We start from the raw sequence: 15,979 nt of genomic DNA on the forward strand, positions 1-15,979 counted from the left end.
CGTGCTTGCGCTGCGTCCCCGCCCCTTGACCCTAGGCGATCGACGCGGCCATCCGTGCCGTACGTTCCGGCCGTACGACCGGGAGGACGAACAGCTGTCCGCCCCGGGTTCCGGTTGTCACGAAACGCGCACATTCGATCAGGCGCGACCGGAGTCCGGCCCGCAGCCGGACCCGGAGTGTGACGGACCGGTCATCCCACCACTTCCGCCTCCGGCCCGAACAGTGCCACCATGGTGGGTGAGTCCGGGGACGTCGTCAGGACGCCTCGAGATGACACAAGGAGCAGCAGCAATGACGCATGCCGTTTCGCCTGCCCGCGAAGCTTCCAGCCCCACCCTGTACGGGGGCACGGGCACCCGCCGCGTCACCATCCGCGACCTGGCCCTGGCCAAGGAGCGCGGGGAGAAGTGGCCCATGCTCACGGCGTACGACGCGATGACCGCGTCGGTGTTCGACGAGGCCGGCATCCCGGTCGTCCTCGTCGGCGACTCCATGGGCAACTGTCACCTCGGTTACGAGACCACCGTCCCCGTGACGATGGACGAGATGACCCTGCTCTCGGCGGCCGTCGTACGGGGCACCCGCCGCGCCCTGGTCATCGGCGACCTGCCGTTCGGTTCCTACCAGGAAGGCGCCGTGCAGGCGCTGCGGAGCGCGACCCGGCTGGTCAAGGAGGCGGGTGTCGGGGCGGTCAAGCTGGAGGGCGGCGAGCGCTCGCTGGCCCAGACCGAGCTGATCGTGCAGTCCGGCATCCCCGTCATGTCCCACCTGGGTCTGACCCCGCAGTCCGTGAACGCCATGGGCTACCGGGTGCAGGGCCGCGGCGACGAGGCCGCGCACCAGCTGCTGCGCGACGCGAAGGCGGCGCAGGACGCGGGCGCGTTCGCGGTGGTGTTGGAGCTGGTCCCGGCCGAGCTGGCCGCCGAGGTCACGCGGTCGCTGCACATCCCGACGGTGGGCATCGGCGCGGGCTCGGAGTGCGACGCCCAGGTGTTGGTGTGGACCGACATGATGGGTCTGACCGGGGGGAAGATGCCGAAGTTCGTGAAGCAGTACGCGAACCTCCGTCAGACCATGGGCGATGCGGCGAAGGCGTTCGCCGAGGACGTGATCGGCGGATCGTTCCCGCAGCCGGAGCACGCCTTCCACTGAGTCTCCTTCCCCCGCTCAACCCCCCTTCCTGACAGCCCGTCGGCCCCGTGCCGGCGGGCTGTCGGGTTCGCCCGCCGGTTCGCCGTCGCCCCGCCCGCCGGTTCGCTGTCGGTCGGCTGTCGGTCGGCTGTCGGTCGGCTGTCGGTCGGCTGTCGGCGGTTTGTCAGTGGGGGGTGGTCCCATGGTGGACATGACGCGAAACGACAAGAATCCCCTGAACGGCTCGCACGCCGTAGAGGTGCGGGGGCTGGTCAAGCACTACGGCGAGACCAAGGCCCTCGACGGTGTGGACCTCGATGTGCGCGAGGGAACCGTGCTCGGGGTCCTCGGGCCCAACGGCGCAGGCAAGACCACCCTGGTCCGCATCCTGTCCACCCTGATCGCCCCGGACGCCGGGACCGCGACGGTCGCCGGTTTCGACGTGGTCCGCCAGCCCCGGCAACTGCGCCGCACCATAGGTCTGACCGGCCAGTACGCCTCGGTCGACGAGAAGCTCTCCGGTTGGGAGAACCTCTACATGATCGGCCGGCTGCTGGACCTGCCCCGCAAGGAGGCCCGGTCCCGCGCCGACGAGTTGCTGGAGCGGTTCTCGCTCACCGAAGCCGCCAAGAAGGCCGCGATGAACTACTCCGGCGGCATGCGACGCCGGCTCGACCTCGCGGCGTCGATGATCGGCCGCCCGGCCGTCCTGTACTTGGACGAGCCCACGACCGGCCTCGACCCCCGGACCCGTAACGAGGTGTGGGACGAGGTGCAGCGGATGGTCGCGGAAGGCGCGACCGTCCTGCTGACCACCCAGTACATGGAGGAGGCAGAGCAGCTCGCCGACGAGCTGACGGTCATCGACCGGGGCAAGGTCATCGCCAAGGGCAAGGTCGACGAGTTGAAAGCCCGGGTCGGCGGCCGCACCCTGCGGATCCGGCCCGTGTCCTCCTCGGACCTGCCGGGCATGGCCCGGGCGTTGGACGAGGCCGGATTGGACGGGGTGGCCGGCTCCCAGGCCGTGCCCGACGAGGGCGTGCTGCTGGTGCCGATCCTCAGCGACGAGCAACTGACCGCGGTGGTCGGCCTGCTGGCCGCCCGGGGCTACGCCATAGCCGACCTCGGCACCTACCTGCCCAGCCTCGACGAGGTGTTCCTTTCCATCACCGGCCAGAAGCCCTCTTCCGAGGTCTCCGCCCAGCAGACCGAGGAGGTCGCGGCATGAGTACCGTCACCACGTCCAAGCCCACTCCCCCCGTGGCCACTTCGGCCACGCCGACCGCGGGGCCCGCCGGCGAGGGTCGGATCGGCCTGCGGGCCAATCTGCGGCACATCGGCGCCCTGGTGCGCCGCAACACCCTGCAGATCAAGCAGGACCCCGAGTCGATGTTCGACGTCGTGTTCATGCCGATCATCTTCACGCTGCTGTTCGTGTTCGTCTTCGGTGGCGCGATCTCCGGCAAGGGCCAGCAGGAGGCGTACGTCAACTACGTGGTCCCGGGCCTGATGGCGATGATGGGCATGAACATCGCCATGGGAGTCGGCACGGGGGTGAACGACGACTTCAAGAAGGGCGTGATGGACCGCTTCCGGTCCATGCCCATCGCCCGGTCCTCCGTACTGATAGCCAAGATCGTGGTCGAACTCGGCCGCATGATGGTCGCCATCGCGATCCTGCTCGGCGTCGGCTTCATGCTTGGTCTGTCGATCAAGACCTCGGTGCTGGACCTGTTCCTGTCGATCGGGCTGTCCGCGGTGTTCGGCGCCTCCCTGATGTGGATCTTCATCCTGCTCGGTCTGACGATGAAGACCGCGCAGGCCGTCCAGGGCATGGCCATGCTGGTCCTGATGCCGCTCCAGTTCGGCAGCTCGATCTTCGCCCCGCCGTCGACCATGCCGGGGTGGCTGCAGACCTTCACCGACTACAACCCGCTGTCCAACCTGGCCGACGCGGCACGCGGTCTGATCAACGGCGGCGCGGTCGCCCACCCGGTGTGGGTGACGCTGGCCTGGTCCGTGGCCATCACGCTCGTCACCATGCCGCTCGCGGTGCGCAAGTTCCGCCAGAAGACCTGATCCGGGGGCCGGTCCGTTCCGGATCGCGTCCCGGACGGGCCCCGCACGGGGGACCGGATCAGCAGAGGGCGGTGGCCTCCTCCAGGGAGAGGCCGCCGCCTTCGGCGTACGCCGCCTCGTAGGCGGCGTCGCCGAGGACCGCGCGGGCCCGTTCCTCGGCGTGGATGGCGTCGGCGCGTTCCGTGGACACCGGGACGTGGCCGGGGGGCAACAGGGACCGGTAGGCCCCGACCAGCCGGGCCGCGTCATAGGCGCGCTCGGGGCCACCGAGACCGCTGTGGGAGACGGCCGCCGTGATCAGGACCACTGCCGGCATCTGCGGAGCGACCATCATGGCGAGCGGGTCGTCGGCGGCGCGCATGGCCCGGCGCACCAGGTCGAGTGCCTCGCGGTGGCGGCCCTCCTGATTGTCGAGCCAGGCCAGGGTCGCGAGCAGGAAGCAGTCGAAGATCGCGTACGCGCCGGTGGCGAACTCCTCGCGCAGCGACTGGAGCTGGGCCCGGGCCTCGGGGATGCGGCCGGTGCGGCCGTAGATACCGGCGAGGAACATCCGGGCGGCCGGCATGGCCTCGTTGTTCAGTTGCCGGACGAGGCCGAGAACATCGTCGAGGATCCTTTCGGCCTCCTCGATCTGACCGTTCTCGACCAGCGACCCGGCCCGTCGCACCCGTAGGACGGCCACCTGCGCCTGGGCGCCCAGGCGTTCGGCGTAGGCGATGGCGGCCCGGAAGTCCTCCGCGGCCCGCGCGTACTCACCGCGCTTCTCCAGGGATTCGGCGCGCGCCGACAGGGCTTCGGCGCAGCCCCAGGCGTCGCCGAGCTCTCGGAAGACGGCCAGGCTCTCCTCCGCGTCGCGGGCCGCGTCGCCGCTCCAGTCGGCCCGGTTGGCGAGGACGTTGGCCCGCAGTTGGAGGGCGGTGGCGTACGCCCAGCGGTAGCCGAGCTCCCGGGAGGTCTCGACGGTCGCGTCGAGGATGCGCCGGAGCAGGTCCGGGTCCCCGTTGATCATGACGGCGTAGATCCAGAGGGCGCCCGGCACCTGGCAGGTCTGCGGAAGGCCCGGCCGGTAGACCCGGACGATGCTCTCGATCTGGGCCCGCACCTCGGGGGTGCTCCAGTCGGCGCTGTTCTGGTCGCGGGAGGTCAGGCACATCATCCGCACACCGCGCCAGGCTTCGGTGAGCAGTTCGCCACTGTACGGCGGCGGGGAGTCGACGATCCGTTCCCGCACGGGCTCGGCGGGGAGCGCGGGCGGGGCGAAGGGATCGGGTCCGAGGGCGGCGGCGAGACCGGACCAGTGGCGGCTCTCGGCCCGCAGGTCGTGCATGTGCCAGTACCAGCCGAGCGAGTGCACCAGGCACAGCACTTCGCCCGTGTCCTTGACCGCGATGGCCCGGCGCAGGGCGGTACGGATGTTCTCGTACTCCAGCGCCAGCCGCTCGCCGGCCGCGCGCTGGCCGTGGCCGCGCAGCAGCGGCTCGGTGGTGCGGGCGAGTTCGCGGTAGTGGGTGAGGTGGCGACGCTCGGTGGCCTCGCGGTCGCCGGGGCGTTCGGCGAGGCGCTCGGCCGCGTACTCGGCGACGGTCTCCAGCAGCCGGTAGCGCATGTCTCCGTCGGGGCCCGGGGCGGCGACGACGAGGGACTTGTCGACGAGCGAGCCGAGCGTCACGAGCACGTCCACGCCGTCCCGCGCCGCGGTTTCCCGGCCCCGTCCGCCCTCGGAGCGGCCGCTCTCGCCCCGGCCGGCCTCGCCTCGTCCCGTCTCGCCTCGTCCCATCTCGCCTCGTCCGGTCCCGGGGCGGCCGGCCTCCGAGCAGACGGCTTCGGCGGCGGCCAGGTCGCAGCCGCCCGCGAAGACGGACAACCGTCGCAACACGGCCCGTTCGGGGGCGTCGAGGAGGTCCCAGGACCAGTCGACGACGGCGCGTAGGGTCTGCTGGCGCGGCAGCACGGTACGCGAGCCGCTCGTGAGCAGCCGGAACCGGTCGTCGAGTCGTTCGGCGATCTGTCTGGCGGTCAGCAACCGCAGCCGGGCGGCGGCGAGTTCGATGGCGAGCGGCAGCCCGTCGAGGCGGCGGCAGATCTCGGCGGCGGCCTCCGGGTCGTCCTCGACGCGGAACCCCGGGCGGGCGGCTGCGCCCCGGTCGGCGAGGAGGTGCAGTGCGACCGGGTCGGGCAGCGGTTCCACCGGGCGCAGCCTCTCCCCCGGCACCCCGAGGGGTTCGCGGCTCGTGGCCAGGATGCGTACGCCGGGGCAACGGGCGAGCAGTTCCTCGGCGAGGCCGGCGGCGGCTTTGACGACGTGCTCACAGTTGTCCAGGAGCAGCAGGAGCCGCCGCCGCGCGCAGTGGTCGACGAGCCGTTCGAGGGGGTCGTCGCCGTTCCGGTCGGTCAGCGCGCGCAGTTCCTCGGCGGCGGCGCCGCGCAGCTTGGTCTCGCGGGCGCCGAGCGCGGCGAGGACCGCCTCGGGTACGTCGTCGGGGTCGTCCACGGGTGCCAGCTCGACGAGCCACACCCCGTCGGGCGGGGCGTCGGCGCCCTGCGCCTCGGCGGCCTCCTGCGACAGCCGGGTCTTGCCCGCCCCGCCGGGGCCGAGGAGCGTGACGAGGCGGGCGCGGGCGAGGTCGTCGCCGATGGCCCGGATGTCGTCCTCGCGGCCGACGAAGGTGGTGAGCCGCGACCGTAGGTTGCCCCGGACGGGCGGCGGCCCGGACGCGACGGCGGGGGCGGCCTCGACAGCGTGGCCGGGAAGAGGCGTCGCGGCGGGAGCTGTCGTCGAGGCGGGAACGGGGGTGGGGGCGAGAGCGGGGGCGAGAGCGGGGGCGGGCGGGGCCGCCGCCGGGGTCAGGAGCTCGGCGTGCAGGGCCCGTAGGGCGGGGCCCGGGTCGGTGCCGAGCCGATCGGCGAGGTCCCGTCGGACTTCGTCGTAGGCGGCCAGCGCCTCCGCCGGCCGGCCCGCGTCGCGCAGCGCGCGGATCCGCAGCGCCTGCGACGGCTCGTCCAGCGGCTGCTCGGCGCACAGTGCGCCCAGCTCGGGCAGGATGCGCTCCGCCTGCCCCAGCGCGAGGGCGGCGGCCAGCCGGCCCCGGCGCGCGTCCAGCCGTACGGCTTCCCAGCGCGCGGCCTCGGCCGCCGGGTCGGGCAGGCACGCCAGCGCCGGTCCGCGCCACAGGGCGAGGGCCTCGTCGTACAGGGCGGCGGCGCGGGCCGGGTCCGGCTCCGCCGACGCGGCGCCCGACAGCCGCTCGAAGCGGTACAGGTCGATGTCGTCCCGGTCGGCGGCCAGCAGGTAGCCGCCCTCGGCGGACCGCACTGCCTCGTACCCGAGCGCCCGCCGCAGCCGCGCCACGAGGGCCTGGAGGGCGGCGACCGCGTCGGCGGGCGGGTCACCGTCCCACACCTGGTCGACGAGCAGGTCCGTCGACACCGTGCGGCCGGGCCGCAGCGCGAGCGCCGTCAGCAGGGCGCGCAGGCGCGCTCCGCCGACGGCGACGGGGCTCCCGTCGTCGCGGACGGCCTGGGCGGTGCCGAGAATCGCGTAACGCACCGGCCCATTGTCGCTGCCCGGGCCCCCGGGCCCGACCGATTTCCGGGCCGGGATAGGTTTCGCCGCATGGGTCACCAGGGGAGCCGCGCCGAGCGGCAGATCAGTTCCGTGTTTCTGGGCATCGTCGCGGTCATGGCGGTCACCGGCTGGGCCGTGTGGACCGGCTTCGCGACGAGCCCCGGGCTCGCCGTGTTCCTCTTCGTCACCTCCGCGTGGGTGGTCTCGCTGTGCCTGCACGAGTACGCGCACGCCCGTACCGCCCTGCACGGCGGGGACATCACGGTGGGCGCCAAGGGGTACCTGACGCTGAACCCGCTGAAGTACACGCACGCGCTGATGAGCATCGTGCTGCCGGTGGTCTTCGTGATCCTGGGCGGTCTGGGTCTGCCCGGTGGCGCGGTCTACATCGAGCGCGACCGGATCCGCGGCCGCTGGAGGCACAGCCTGGTCTCGGCGGCGGGGCCGCTGACGAACGTGCTGTTCGCGGCGGTGTGCACGGCGCCGTTCTGGTTGCACGCGCTCGACGGCGTCCCCCTCGCCTTCCGCTTCGCGCTCGCGTTCCTCGCGCTGCTCCAGGTCTCCGCGGCCATCTTGAACTTCCTGCCGGTGCCGGGCCTGGACGGCTACGGCGTGATCGAGCCGTGGCTGTCCCGGCGGGTGCGCCGCGAGGTGGCGCCGCTGGCGCCGTTCGCCCTGATCGGTGTGTTCGCGCTGCTGTGGATCCCCGAGGTGAACATGTTCTTCTTCGACCGGGTCAGCGACATCCTCCGCGTTCTGGGCGTGTCCGACCTGGAGACGTACTGCGGCCACGACCTGTACCGCTTCTGGGAGGAGACGGACGGCTACTGCCAGATCCCGTCGCGTTAGTCCCTCGCCCGGCGGCGTTCACGGCGGTGCCATTACAGTCGGATCATGATCAATGGGGAACAGGGGTCGGAGCTGACGACGCGGGACGCGGTGGAGTTCCGGGCGGGAGATGCCGACCGCGAGGCGGTGGCCGAGCGGCTGCGGATCGCCGCGGGAGAGGGCCGGATCGGCCTTTCCGAGCTGGAGGAGCGGCTCGACCGGGCCTTCGCCGCGAGGACGTACGGCGAACTCGCCGTGCTGGTGGCCGACTTGCCGCAGGAGGGGCCTTCGGTACCGCGCCCCGGCACCGACGCCGACACGCTCGTCCTCAAGACCAGCCTGAGCAGCATCAGGCAGAGCGGCCTGTGGACGGTGCCGCGGAAGATCGTCGCCGAATGCAAGATGCTGGGCATCGTCATCGACTTCACCGAGGCGACCTGCGTCCACGGTGACGTGACCGTCGAGGCACGCTGCGGATCGGGCATCATCCAGCTGATCGTCCCGCAGGGCTGGGCGGTGCGGATCGACGGATCGAGCACCAACACCGCCCACATCACCAACGGGGCCACGGCGCCGGCGGACCCGGGCGCGCCGAGGCTCACGGTCGTCGGACACCCGCGCGCCGGCCACATCAAGATCAAGCAGCCCCGCCGGAAGCGCTGGCTCCATTGACCCGCAGCGTTGTTGACGCGGCTGATGGGCGGGTGTCCGGGGGCCGGTCAGGCCCGCTTCTCCGCCTTCGCCTTCCGCAGGTAGTACCAGGCCATGTTGGAGGTCAGCCCGGCCAGCAGGACCCAGATGATCCCCAGGAAGCTGCCCTCCACGAAGGCGACCACGGCCGCGGCCACGGACAGGACGCAGACGACAACGGCGAACACGGCAAGGCGGGGCATGCGGCAGAGCTCCTCGGCGGCACAGAAGGGGTCGAGCCCCTCCAGTGTCCCCCATCCCCACCCGCCGGCCGGACGGCCACCGTCGCGACGGGGCGGAGGCCGTCGCGACGGGGCACCGGTCAGACGTCGGTGACGCGCAGGCCCGCGTGGGCCTTGTAGCGGCGGTTGGTGGAGATGAGGTTGGCGACCAGGGCTTCGACCTGGTGGGCGTTGCGCAGGCGGCCCGCGAAGACGCCGCGCATGCCGGGGACGCGGGCCGTGAGTGCCTGGACGAGGTCGGTGTCGGCGCGGGATTCGCCCAGGACCATCACGTCGGTGTCGATCTCCTCGACCGCCTCGTCCTGGAGCAGCACCGCCGACAGGTGGTGGAAGGCCGCCGTGACCCGGGAGTCCGGGAGCAGGGCCGCGGCCTGCTGGGCGGCGCTGCCTTCCGGGACCTGGAGGGCGTAGGCGCCCTGCTTGTCGAAGCCGAGCGGGTTGACGCAGTCCACCACGAGTTTGCCCGCGAGGTCCTCGCGCAGCGCTTCGAGGGTCTTCGCGTGGCCCTCCCACGGCACCGCGACGATCACGATGTCGCTGCGCCGCGCGCACTCGGCGTTGTCCGCGCCCTCCACGCCCAGGCCCAGTTCCCCGGCGGCGGTCCGCGCGCGATCGGCGGCGCGGGAGCCGATGATCACCTTCTGGCCGGCGCGGGCGAAGCGGTAGGCCAGGCCCCGGCCCTGGTCGCCGGTGCCGCCCAGGACGCCGACGACGAGGCCCGAGACGTCCGGGAGGTCCCACGGGTCCTTGGCCGGCGGCTTCTGCGTGCTGTCTGAGGAAGTCATGGGGGCAAAGGTACTGCCGAGTACCCGCGCCCATACCCGTCGGGACGTATCGCGGCGAAGTGCCCGCCGCGCGTCCCCGGTGTGCGGCAGGATTGCCGCCATGGACGCCGTGAGGGTCGCGTTGTTGCGCGAGGTGCTCGCCGGTACGCAGTGGCCCGGGGCCGCGCGCCGGTTCGCCGGTTCGCTGCGCCGTTCCGTGGTGCCCGCCGGCGGGAACCTGCTGCTGGTGGGCACCGAGCGGTACGAGCCCTGGCACCTGGCGGCGCACCTGGTGGACGAGGCCGCCTGGTCGGGGCTGCCCGAGTTGGCGCCGACCCTCGTACGCCACCGGGTGCGGCCGGGCGAGCCTCCGCACCTGTCGGTGGGGCTGAGCCGGTTGGAGGCGGCCCGGCGCGGACACACACTCTTGGTCGTGGCCCCGGAGCAGCCGGGCGAGGGGCTGCTGGAGCGGGTCCACGACGCCCGCCGGGCGGGGGCGACCGTGCTGTCGCTGGACGGCGGGGACCGCGACCTGGGCACGCTGGCCCACGAGGCGCTGTCGGTGCCGGACGCCACCGCCGAGCTGGACCTGGACACCGTGCAGCACCTGGTGAGCGCGGCGGCCGGGGAGAACAGCCTGCCCGCGCCGCGCGACGGGCCCCGTCGGCTGCGGGACCGGCTGGCGCGGCTGGCCGATCAGCTGACCGCACCGCCACCCAGCCGCTGGTAGCACCGCGACGCGACGGCGGCTACGGCGTCTGTGCTGTCCCGTCCGGTCCGTCGGTCCCGTCGGTCCCGTCGGCCTCGTCGGCCTCGCCGCTCTTGTCGTTCCACTTGGGGTCGTTCTGCCACTCCAGGTTCCGCTCCTCGGCGGTCTGCATGGCGTGGGCCGCCTCCTCGGGGCTGGAGTACGGACCGAACCGGTCCTTGGCCGGGCACTCCGGTCCTTCCTCGACCTTGTGGTGGACCAGGCAGTAGTACCACTCGCCCGGTTTGCCCGTTTGGCGCTTCTTGAACAGTGCCATCGTCGGCCGGCTCCTCTCGTCGCGGCTCTCGCCGCTCTCTGCCGCCATGCTGCCCCATCACCGCCGGCTACACTCGCTTGCATGTCTGGCCAGTCGCTGCTCGTACCCGGCGAGCTCTCCCCCGCCCGTTCCGTTCCCGGCAACATCCGCCGGCCCGAGTACGTGGGCAAGCCCGCGCCCACTCCCTACACCGGACCGGAGGTGCAGACGCCCGAGACCATCGAGGCGATGCGCGTCGCGGGCCGGATCGCCGCCCGGGCGATGGAAGAGGCCGCCAAGCACATCGCGCCGGGGGTGACCACCGACGAGCTGGACCGCGTCGCGCATGAGTACATGTGCGACCACGGCGCCTACCCCTCGACGCTCGGCTACCGCGGCTTCCCCAAGTCCCTGTGCGCCTCCGTCAACGAGGTCATCTGCCACGGCATCCCGGACTCGACCGTCCTGCGCGACGGGGACATCGTGAACCTCGACGTGACCGCGTACATCGGCGGGGTGCACGGCGACAACAACGCCACGTACCTGTGCGGCGAGGTGGACGAGGAGTCGCGGCTGCTGGTAGAGCGCACCCGCGAGTCCCTGAACCGGGCCATCAAGGCGGTCAAGCCGGGCCGGCAGATCAACGTGATCGGCCGGGTCATCGAGTCGTACGCGAAGCGCTTCGGCTACGGCGTGGTCCGGGACTTCACCGGTCACGGCATCAGCACGTCGTTCCACTCGGGCCTGATCATCCCGCACTACGACAGCCCGCACGCCACCACGGTCATCGAGCCCGGCATGACCTTCACCATCGAGCCGATGCTGACGCTGGGGACGCACGAGTACGACATGTGGGCCGACGGCTGGACGGTCGTCACCAAGGACCGCAAGCGCACCGCGCAGTTCGAGCACACCCTGGTGGTGACCGACACCGGCGCGGAGATCCTCACCCTCCCGTAGGGCGGCCGCGGGCGGAGGTTTTTGCCGACACGGCGTCGGGAAGACTTTTGGGAGACCGGTCGGGGCGGCGGCGCCGTCGCGCGCCCGCCGCTCTGCCGATGACCCTCGGAGGTCCGCCTTGGACGCCTTTTCCACGGCCATCCGTGTCGCCTCGCACCAGCAGCACACCGAGGCCGAGACCTCGACGTTCATGAGCGACCTGCTGGGCGGCCGGCTCGGCGTGGCCGCCTACGCCCGCTACACCGAACAATTGTGGTTCGTGTACCGGGCCCTGGAGGACGCGGCCGAGGCCCTCAAGGGGGACCCGGTGGCCGGGCCGTTCATCCGACCGGAGCTGATGCGCGTCGCGCAGATCGAACGCGACCTGGCGCACCTGCGCGGGCCGCGGTGGCGGGAGGGCCTCTCGGCCCTGCCGGCGACGGGCGCGTACGCGGCCCGGGTCGCGGACTGCGCCGCCACCTGGCCCGGCGGGTACGTGGCCCACCACTACACCCGCTACCTGGGCGACCTGTCGGGCGGGCAGATCATCCGGGACAAGGCGGAGCGGACGTGGGGCTTCGCGCGCAAGGGCGACGGGGTGCGGTTCTACGTGTTCACGGACATCGCCAACCCGGCCGCCTTCAAGCGGGCCTACCGGGAGCTGCTCGATGCGATCGCCGCGGACGACCTGGAGAAGCAGCGGATCATCGACGAGTGCAAGCGCGCGTTCGAGCTGAACGGTGCCGTGTTCCGGGAGCTGGGCGAGCAGTTCCCCCTCAGCGCGTAGGCCCTGGCCGGGCGGTTGACGGGGCCCGGCGGTGCCTCCCCGCGGCAGCCGCGGGGAGGCACCGCCGTCCGCTGCCCGGCAAGCGGAGGAGCACCCGGACCCCCGCACGGGACGCCCTCTGGCCCCCGGGACGGAGCCCGCACCGCGCCCGAGGGGATGCCCGGGTCGGGCTCGCCGTACCACCGCCGGGACCGGGTCTGAAGGGGCTGCCCGGGAGGGCCCGCAGTGCCACCGCCCGTGACGCCGCCGAGGCGACTGCCCTTGTCGCACCGCCGGGCGCCGAACTGAGCGGGTTCGCCACGTCAACGCCCGGGCCGGTTCGCCGTGTCAACGCAGCGGCCGGGCCGAGGAAAACCGCCCTGCCGGGCTCCGCCCTCTCACCGCCGGACGGGGATCGGGGTGCCACCGCCCGAACCGGGTCCGAGGGGGCTGCCCGGGCCGCGCCCCGCCGGGGCGCCGTACGGAGCGGGCCCCCGGGCCGGGCCGGAGGTGACCGCTCGCACCGCGTCCGAGGCGGCCGGCCCGGGCCCGAGCCCCGGCGGGGTGCCGCTGCCGGGGCGGGGGTCAGGGCTCGCGGTGGGCGAAGCGGACGCGGCCGCCGATTTCGACCGTGCCGTCCGGGCCGGGTGCGGTGAGGATCTGGGAGCCCGCGCCCTGGGTGATGTTCAGGGCCCGGTTCAGCTCGGCGGTCAGCAGGATCGCCGCCGAGCCGGTGGCCTCGTCCTCGGTGATAACCCCGTCCGGGCGGCGCGGGAAGCCGCGGGCCCGGATGCGTCCGGCGGCCTCGTCCTCCCAGGCCCAGGCGTAGAGCCAGCCATCGCCGGGCGGTGGCGCGGGCAGCGCCTCCACCTCCGCGGCGCTCGCGTACTGCTCGGTGCGCTTGCCCTCGACCCACTCGGGGCGGGCGGTGATCCAGGTGAACTCGCCGTCGTCGCGGGCCCACACGGGGCCGGCCGGCGGCTGGAGTTCCTCGATGTCGAGCAGCCAGGCGACCCCGACCAAGGGGTGGCCCGCGAACCGCATCCGGGTGCCGGGGGTGCGGATGTCGACGATCCCGCGCTCGGGGTCGTCGACGAAGACCGTCTCGCTGTATCCGAGCTCCGCGGCCAGCGCCTGCCGGGAGGCGTCGTCGGGGCAGGTGCGGCCGTCGCGCACGACGCCGAGCAGGTTGCCGTGACGGCCGTCGCCCGCGCAGAAGACGGAGAGCACGTCGAGATCATTCACCCCGGCATTCAAGCACGGGCACTCTCCTTTGCCTCCGCTTTAACTTTTCTTGGGGCGACCGTGGGAAGCCCGTGACGGCCTCGTGTCCAGCGTGCAACGGTGTGCGCCGAATCACTGGACGCGGGGTCCGAGGTCAGGTAAGCCTCGGTTAAGTTAGGTCCGCCTCACTCGGCCGCCCCCACCCGACGGGGCGGCCTTCTGCCGAACGCCAGACCCGCCAGGAGCCCGCATGCGCCCCGCCCGCCTCACCGTCGTCACCGCGGCCGCCGCAGTGGCCGCGCTCACCGCCGTCACCGGTTGCGCCGAGAAGAGCGCGGTGGGCGCCGAGGGCGCGATCCAGGTGGCGGCCTCGGACAGCGCCTGTGACGTCTCCAAGAAGGAGTTCCCGGCGGGCAAGGTCACCATCGAGGTCGACAACAAGGGCTCCAAGGTCACCGAGGTCTACGTCCTCTTCCCGGACGACCGCATCGTCGCCGAGCGCGAGAACATCGGCCCCGGGACCAAGGCCACCATCACCGCCGAGATCAAGGCGGGCGACTACGAGGTCAACTGCAAGCCCGGCATGAAGGGCGACGGCATCCGCCAGAAGGTCAAGGCCACGGGCGGCGGCACCGCTTCGAAGCGCAGCCCCGAGTTGGACACTGCGGTCGCCGAGTACCGCAAGTACGTACAGGCGCAGGCCGACGACTCTCTGCCCACCACCAAAGCCTTCGTGGACGCGGTGAAGGCCGGTGACGTCGAGGCCGCGAAGAAGGCGTACGCCGTCTCCCGCATCGGCTGGGAGCGGACCGAGCCGGTCGCCGAGTCCTTCGGCGACATCGACCCGAAGATCGACGTGCGCGAGGACGGGCTGGAGGCGGGCCAGGACCCGGCGAAGGACTGGACCGGCTGGCACCGCCTGGAGAAGTCGCTCTGGGCCGAGAACAAGATCGACGACAACGACAAGAAGCTCGCCGACACCCTGATGAACGACGTGACCGACTGGCAGAAGCGGATCGGCACGGCGGAGATCACCCCCACCTCGATGGCCAACGGCGCCAAGGAGCTCCTCGACGAGGTCGCCACCCGCAAGGTGACGGGTGAGGAAGAGCGCTACAGCCACACCGACCTGATCGACTTCAAGGGCAACGTCGAGGGCGCGCAGAAGGCGTACGAGCTGCTCAAGCCGGTCGCCGCGAAGAACGACGCGGAGCTCGTCAAGACGCTCGACGCGCAGTTCGCCGCGTTGGACACGCTGCTCGACAAGCACCGCGCGGACAAGAACGGCTACGACTTCACCTCTTACGACAAGGTCGGCGACGCGGAGCGCAAGGAGCTCTCGGACGCCGTGAACGCACTGGCCGAGCCGCTTTCCAAGCTGGCCGCGGCGGTCGCGAAGTAACGGTCGGGAACAGCGGAGCAGGCGGGAGGACCGGAATGGCTGACTCGGAGTCGGTGATGGTGGAAGAGCACGACGGCACCCCGGAAGGGGCCACGGCGCCCTCGCGGCGTGCCGTGCTCGGCTGGGGCGGGGCCGGGCTCGCGCTGGGCGCCGCGGCGGCCGGCGGCGCGGTCGCGGCGTTCGGTGGCGGCTCGGACGTGGTGCCCGCGGCGTCGGCCGGGGCGGCCGTGCCGTTCCACGGCGAGCACCAGGCCGGTATCGCGAGCGCCGTCCAGGACCGCCTGCACTTCGCGGCCTTCGACGTGAAGACCAAGGACCGCGGGGAACTGATCCGGCTCCTCAAGGACTGGACCGAGGCGGCCCGGCTGATGACGGCCGGGCACCCCGTCGGCGACGGCGGCTACGGCGGCCTCCCGGAGGCCCCGCCGGACGACACGGGCGAGGCGCTGGGGCTGAAGGCGTCCCGGCTCACCCTGACGATCGGTTTCGGCCCCGGCCTGTTCGCCAAGGACCGCTTCGGGCTGGAGGACAAGCGCCCCGAGGCCCTGGTGGACCTGGAGCAGTTCCCCGGCGACAACCTGGACCCGGCCCGCTCCGGTGGCGACCTCTGCGTCCAGGCGTGCGCGGACGACCCGCAGGTCGCGGTGCACGCCATCCGCCAGCTCGCCCGCATCGGCTTCGGCAAGACGGCCGTCCGCTGGTCGCAGCTCGGCTTCGGCAAGACCTCGTCCACCACGCCGGACGCGCAGACCCCGCGCAACATGATGGGCTTCAAGGACGGCACCCGGAACATCTCGGGCACCGACCGGGCGGCCCTGGACCAGCACGTCTGGGCGGCCGCGTCCGACGGCAGCGCGTGGATGGCCGGAGGCTCGTACCTGGTCGCCCGCCGCATCCGGATGCACATCGAGACCTGGGACCGGACCTCCCTACAGGAGCAGGAGGACGTCTTCGGCCGCGACAAGGGCGAGGGCGCGCCCGTGGGCAAGGCCAAGGAGCGCGACGAGCCCTTCCTCAAGGCGATGAAGCCGTCGGCGCACGTGCGCCTCGCCCACCCGGACAGCAACAGCGGTGCGACGATCCTGCGCCGCGGCTACTCCTTCACGGACGGCACGGACGGGCTGGGCCGCCTCGAAGCGGGCCTGTTCTTCCTCGCCTACCAGCGGGACGTCCGCAAGGGCTTCATCCCGGTCCAGCGCAACCTGTCGAAGAACGACGCGCTCAACGAATACATCCAGCACGTGGGTTCGGCCGTCTTCGCCGTCCCGCCGGGCGTCCGCGACAAGGACGACTGGTGGGGCCGGACGCTGTTCGCGTAGACCCGTAGACGCGTAGGAGGAACCA

The 15,979-nt window shown here is 72.4% G+C and carries 15 protein-coding genes; 10 read left to right on the top strand and 5 right to left on the bottom strand.

Features of this window, described 5'->3' with window-relative positions; all coding sequences use genetic code 11:
- Positions 1-292 precede the first annotated feature (292 nt).
- The 3 genes from panB to ABZ934_RS08940 all read left to right on the top strand — a co-directional run bounded on the left by panB (position 293) and on the right by ABZ934_RS08940 (position 3,211).
- Positions 293-1,153, top strand: a complete 861-nt coding sequence (panB, locus tag ABZ934_RS08930; protein ID WP_361310413.1) for a 3-methyl-2-oxobutanoate hydroxymethyltransferase — start codon at positions 293-295, stop codon at positions 1,151-1,153.
- A 181-nt stretch (positions 1,154-1,334) separates the two neighbouring features.
- The gene (locus tag ABZ934_RS08935; RefSeq protein ID WP_361310416.1) at positions 1,335-2,360 is read left to right on the top strand and encodes an ATP-binding cassette domain-containing protein; all 1,026 of its coding nucleotides are present in this window, start codon (positions 1,335-1,337) and stop codon (positions 2,358-2,360) included.
- Entirely contained in the window at positions 2,357-3,211 is an 855-nt protein-coding gene (locus tag ABZ934_RS08940) for an ABC transporter permease (protein WP_361310418.1), read from the top strand. The genes ABZ934_RS08935 and ABZ934_RS08940 overlap by 4 nt, the downstream gene beginning before the upstream one ends.
- 58 nt (positions 3,212-3,269) lie before the next feature.
- On the opposite strand, the gene ABZ934_RS08945 is transcribed toward ABZ934_RS08940, so the two are convergent.
- On the bottom strand, positions 3,270-6,758 hold the full coding sequence (locus tag ABZ934_RS08945) for a BTAD domain-containing putative transcriptional regulator (protein WP_361310421.1): 3,489 nt from the start codon (positions 6,756-6,758) through the stop codon (positions 3,270-3,272).
- Positions 6,759-6,824: 66 nt separating this feature from the next.
- On the opposite strand from ABZ934_RS08945, the gene ABZ934_RS08950 reads away from it, so the two are divergent.
- On the top strand, positions 6,825-7,625 hold the full coding sequence (locus ABZ934_RS08950; RefSeq protein WP_361310424.1) for a site-2 protease family protein: 801 nt from the start codon (positions 6,825-6,827) through the stop codon (positions 7,623-7,625).
- Between the two features lie 45 nt (positions 7,626-7,670).
- Complete coding sequence (locus ABZ934_RS08955) at positions 7,671-8,276, top strand: DUF1707 domain-containing protein (RefSeq protein ID WP_361310427.1); 606 nt, start codon at positions 7,671-7,673, stop codon at positions 8,274-8,276.
- Positions 8,277-8,323: 47 nt separating this feature from the next.
- On the opposite strand, the gene ABZ934_RS08960 is transcribed toward ABZ934_RS08955, so the two are convergent.
- Both ABZ934_RS08960 and npdG read right to left on the bottom strand, forming a co-directional pair.
- Positions 8,324-8,497 carry a hypothetical protein gene (locus ABZ934_RS08960; protein WP_361310430.1) on the bottom strand — a complete coding sequence of 58 codons (174 nt, stop codon included), beginning with the start codon at positions 8,495-8,497 and terminating at the stop codon, positions 8,324-8,326.
- 119 nt (positions 8,498-8,616) lie between these two features.
- A complete protein-coding gene (gene npdG, locus ABZ934_RS08965; protein WP_361310432.1) occupies positions 8,617-9,321 on the bottom strand; it encodes an NADPH-dependent F420 reductase in 705 nt (234 codons plus the stop codon).
- Positions 9,322-9,421: 100 nt separating this feature from the next.
- Between npdG and ABZ934_RS08970 the strand changes: the two genes are divergently transcribed.
- Positions 9,422-10,030 (top strand): hypothetical protein, encoded by a 609-nt coding sequence (locus ABZ934_RS08970; RefSeq protein ID WP_361310435.1) that lies wholly within the window; start codon positions 9,422-9,424, stop codon positions 10,028-10,030.
- Positions 10,031-10,049: 19 nt separating this feature from the next.
- Here ABZ934_RS08970 and ABZ934_RS08975 read toward each other — a convergent pair whose 3' ends face one another.
- Positions 10,050-10,325, bottom strand: a complete 276-nt coding sequence (locus ABZ934_RS08975; protein WP_361310438.1) for a hypothetical protein — start codon at positions 10,323-10,325, stop codon at positions 10,050-10,052.
- Between the two features lie 81 nt (positions 10,326-10,406).
- On the opposite strand from ABZ934_RS08975, the gene map reads away from it, so the two are divergent.
- The gene (gene map, locus ABZ934_RS08980) at positions 10,407-11,264 is read left to right on the top strand and encodes a type I methionyl aminopeptidase (RefSeq protein WP_361310440.1); all 858 of its coding nucleotides are present in this window, start codon (positions 10,407-10,409) and stop codon (positions 11,262-11,264) included.
- 118 nt (positions 11,265-11,382) lie between these two features.
- The gene (locus ABZ934_RS08985) at positions 11,383-12,030 is read left to right on the top strand and encodes a biliverdin-producing heme oxygenase (protein WP_361310443.1); all 648 of its coding nucleotides are present in this window, start codon (positions 11,383-11,385) and stop codon (positions 12,028-12,030) included.
- A gap of 564 nt (positions 12,031-12,594) precedes the next feature.
- Here ABZ934_RS08985 and ABZ934_RS08990 read toward each other — a convergent pair.
- Positions 12,595-13,254 (bottom strand): PhzF family phenazine biosynthesis protein, encoded by a 660-nt coding sequence (locus ABZ934_RS08990; RefSeq protein WP_361310445.1) that lies wholly within the window; start codon positions 13,252-13,254, stop codon positions 12,595-12,597.
- Positions 13,255-13,483: 229 nt separating this feature from the next.
- Here ABZ934_RS08990 and efeO point away from each other — a divergent pair, with 229 nt between their 5' ends.
- Together efeO and efeB are read left to right on the top strand one after the other, a co-directional pair.
- On the top strand, positions 13,484-14,635 hold the full coding sequence (gene efeO / locus ABZ934_RS08995) for an iron uptake system protein EfeO (protein WP_361310447.1): 1,152 nt from the start codon (positions 13,484-13,486) through the stop codon (positions 14,633-14,635).
- A 35-nt stretch (positions 14,636-14,670) separates the two neighbouring features.
- Positions 14,671-15,954, top strand: coding sequence for an iron uptake transporter deferrochelatase/peroxidase subunit (gene efeB, locus ABZ934_RS09000; protein WP_361310450.1), 1,284 nt, complete (start codon positions 14,671-14,673; stop codon positions 15,952-15,954).
- The last annotated feature ends 25 nt before the right edge of the window (positions 15,955-15,979 follow it).

Origin of the sequence: Streptomyces sp. NPDC046557 (assembly GCF_040645975.1) — a bacterium.
Taxonomy (GTDB): Bacteria; Actinomycetota; Actinomycetes; order Streptomycetales; family Streptomycetaceae; genus Streptomyces.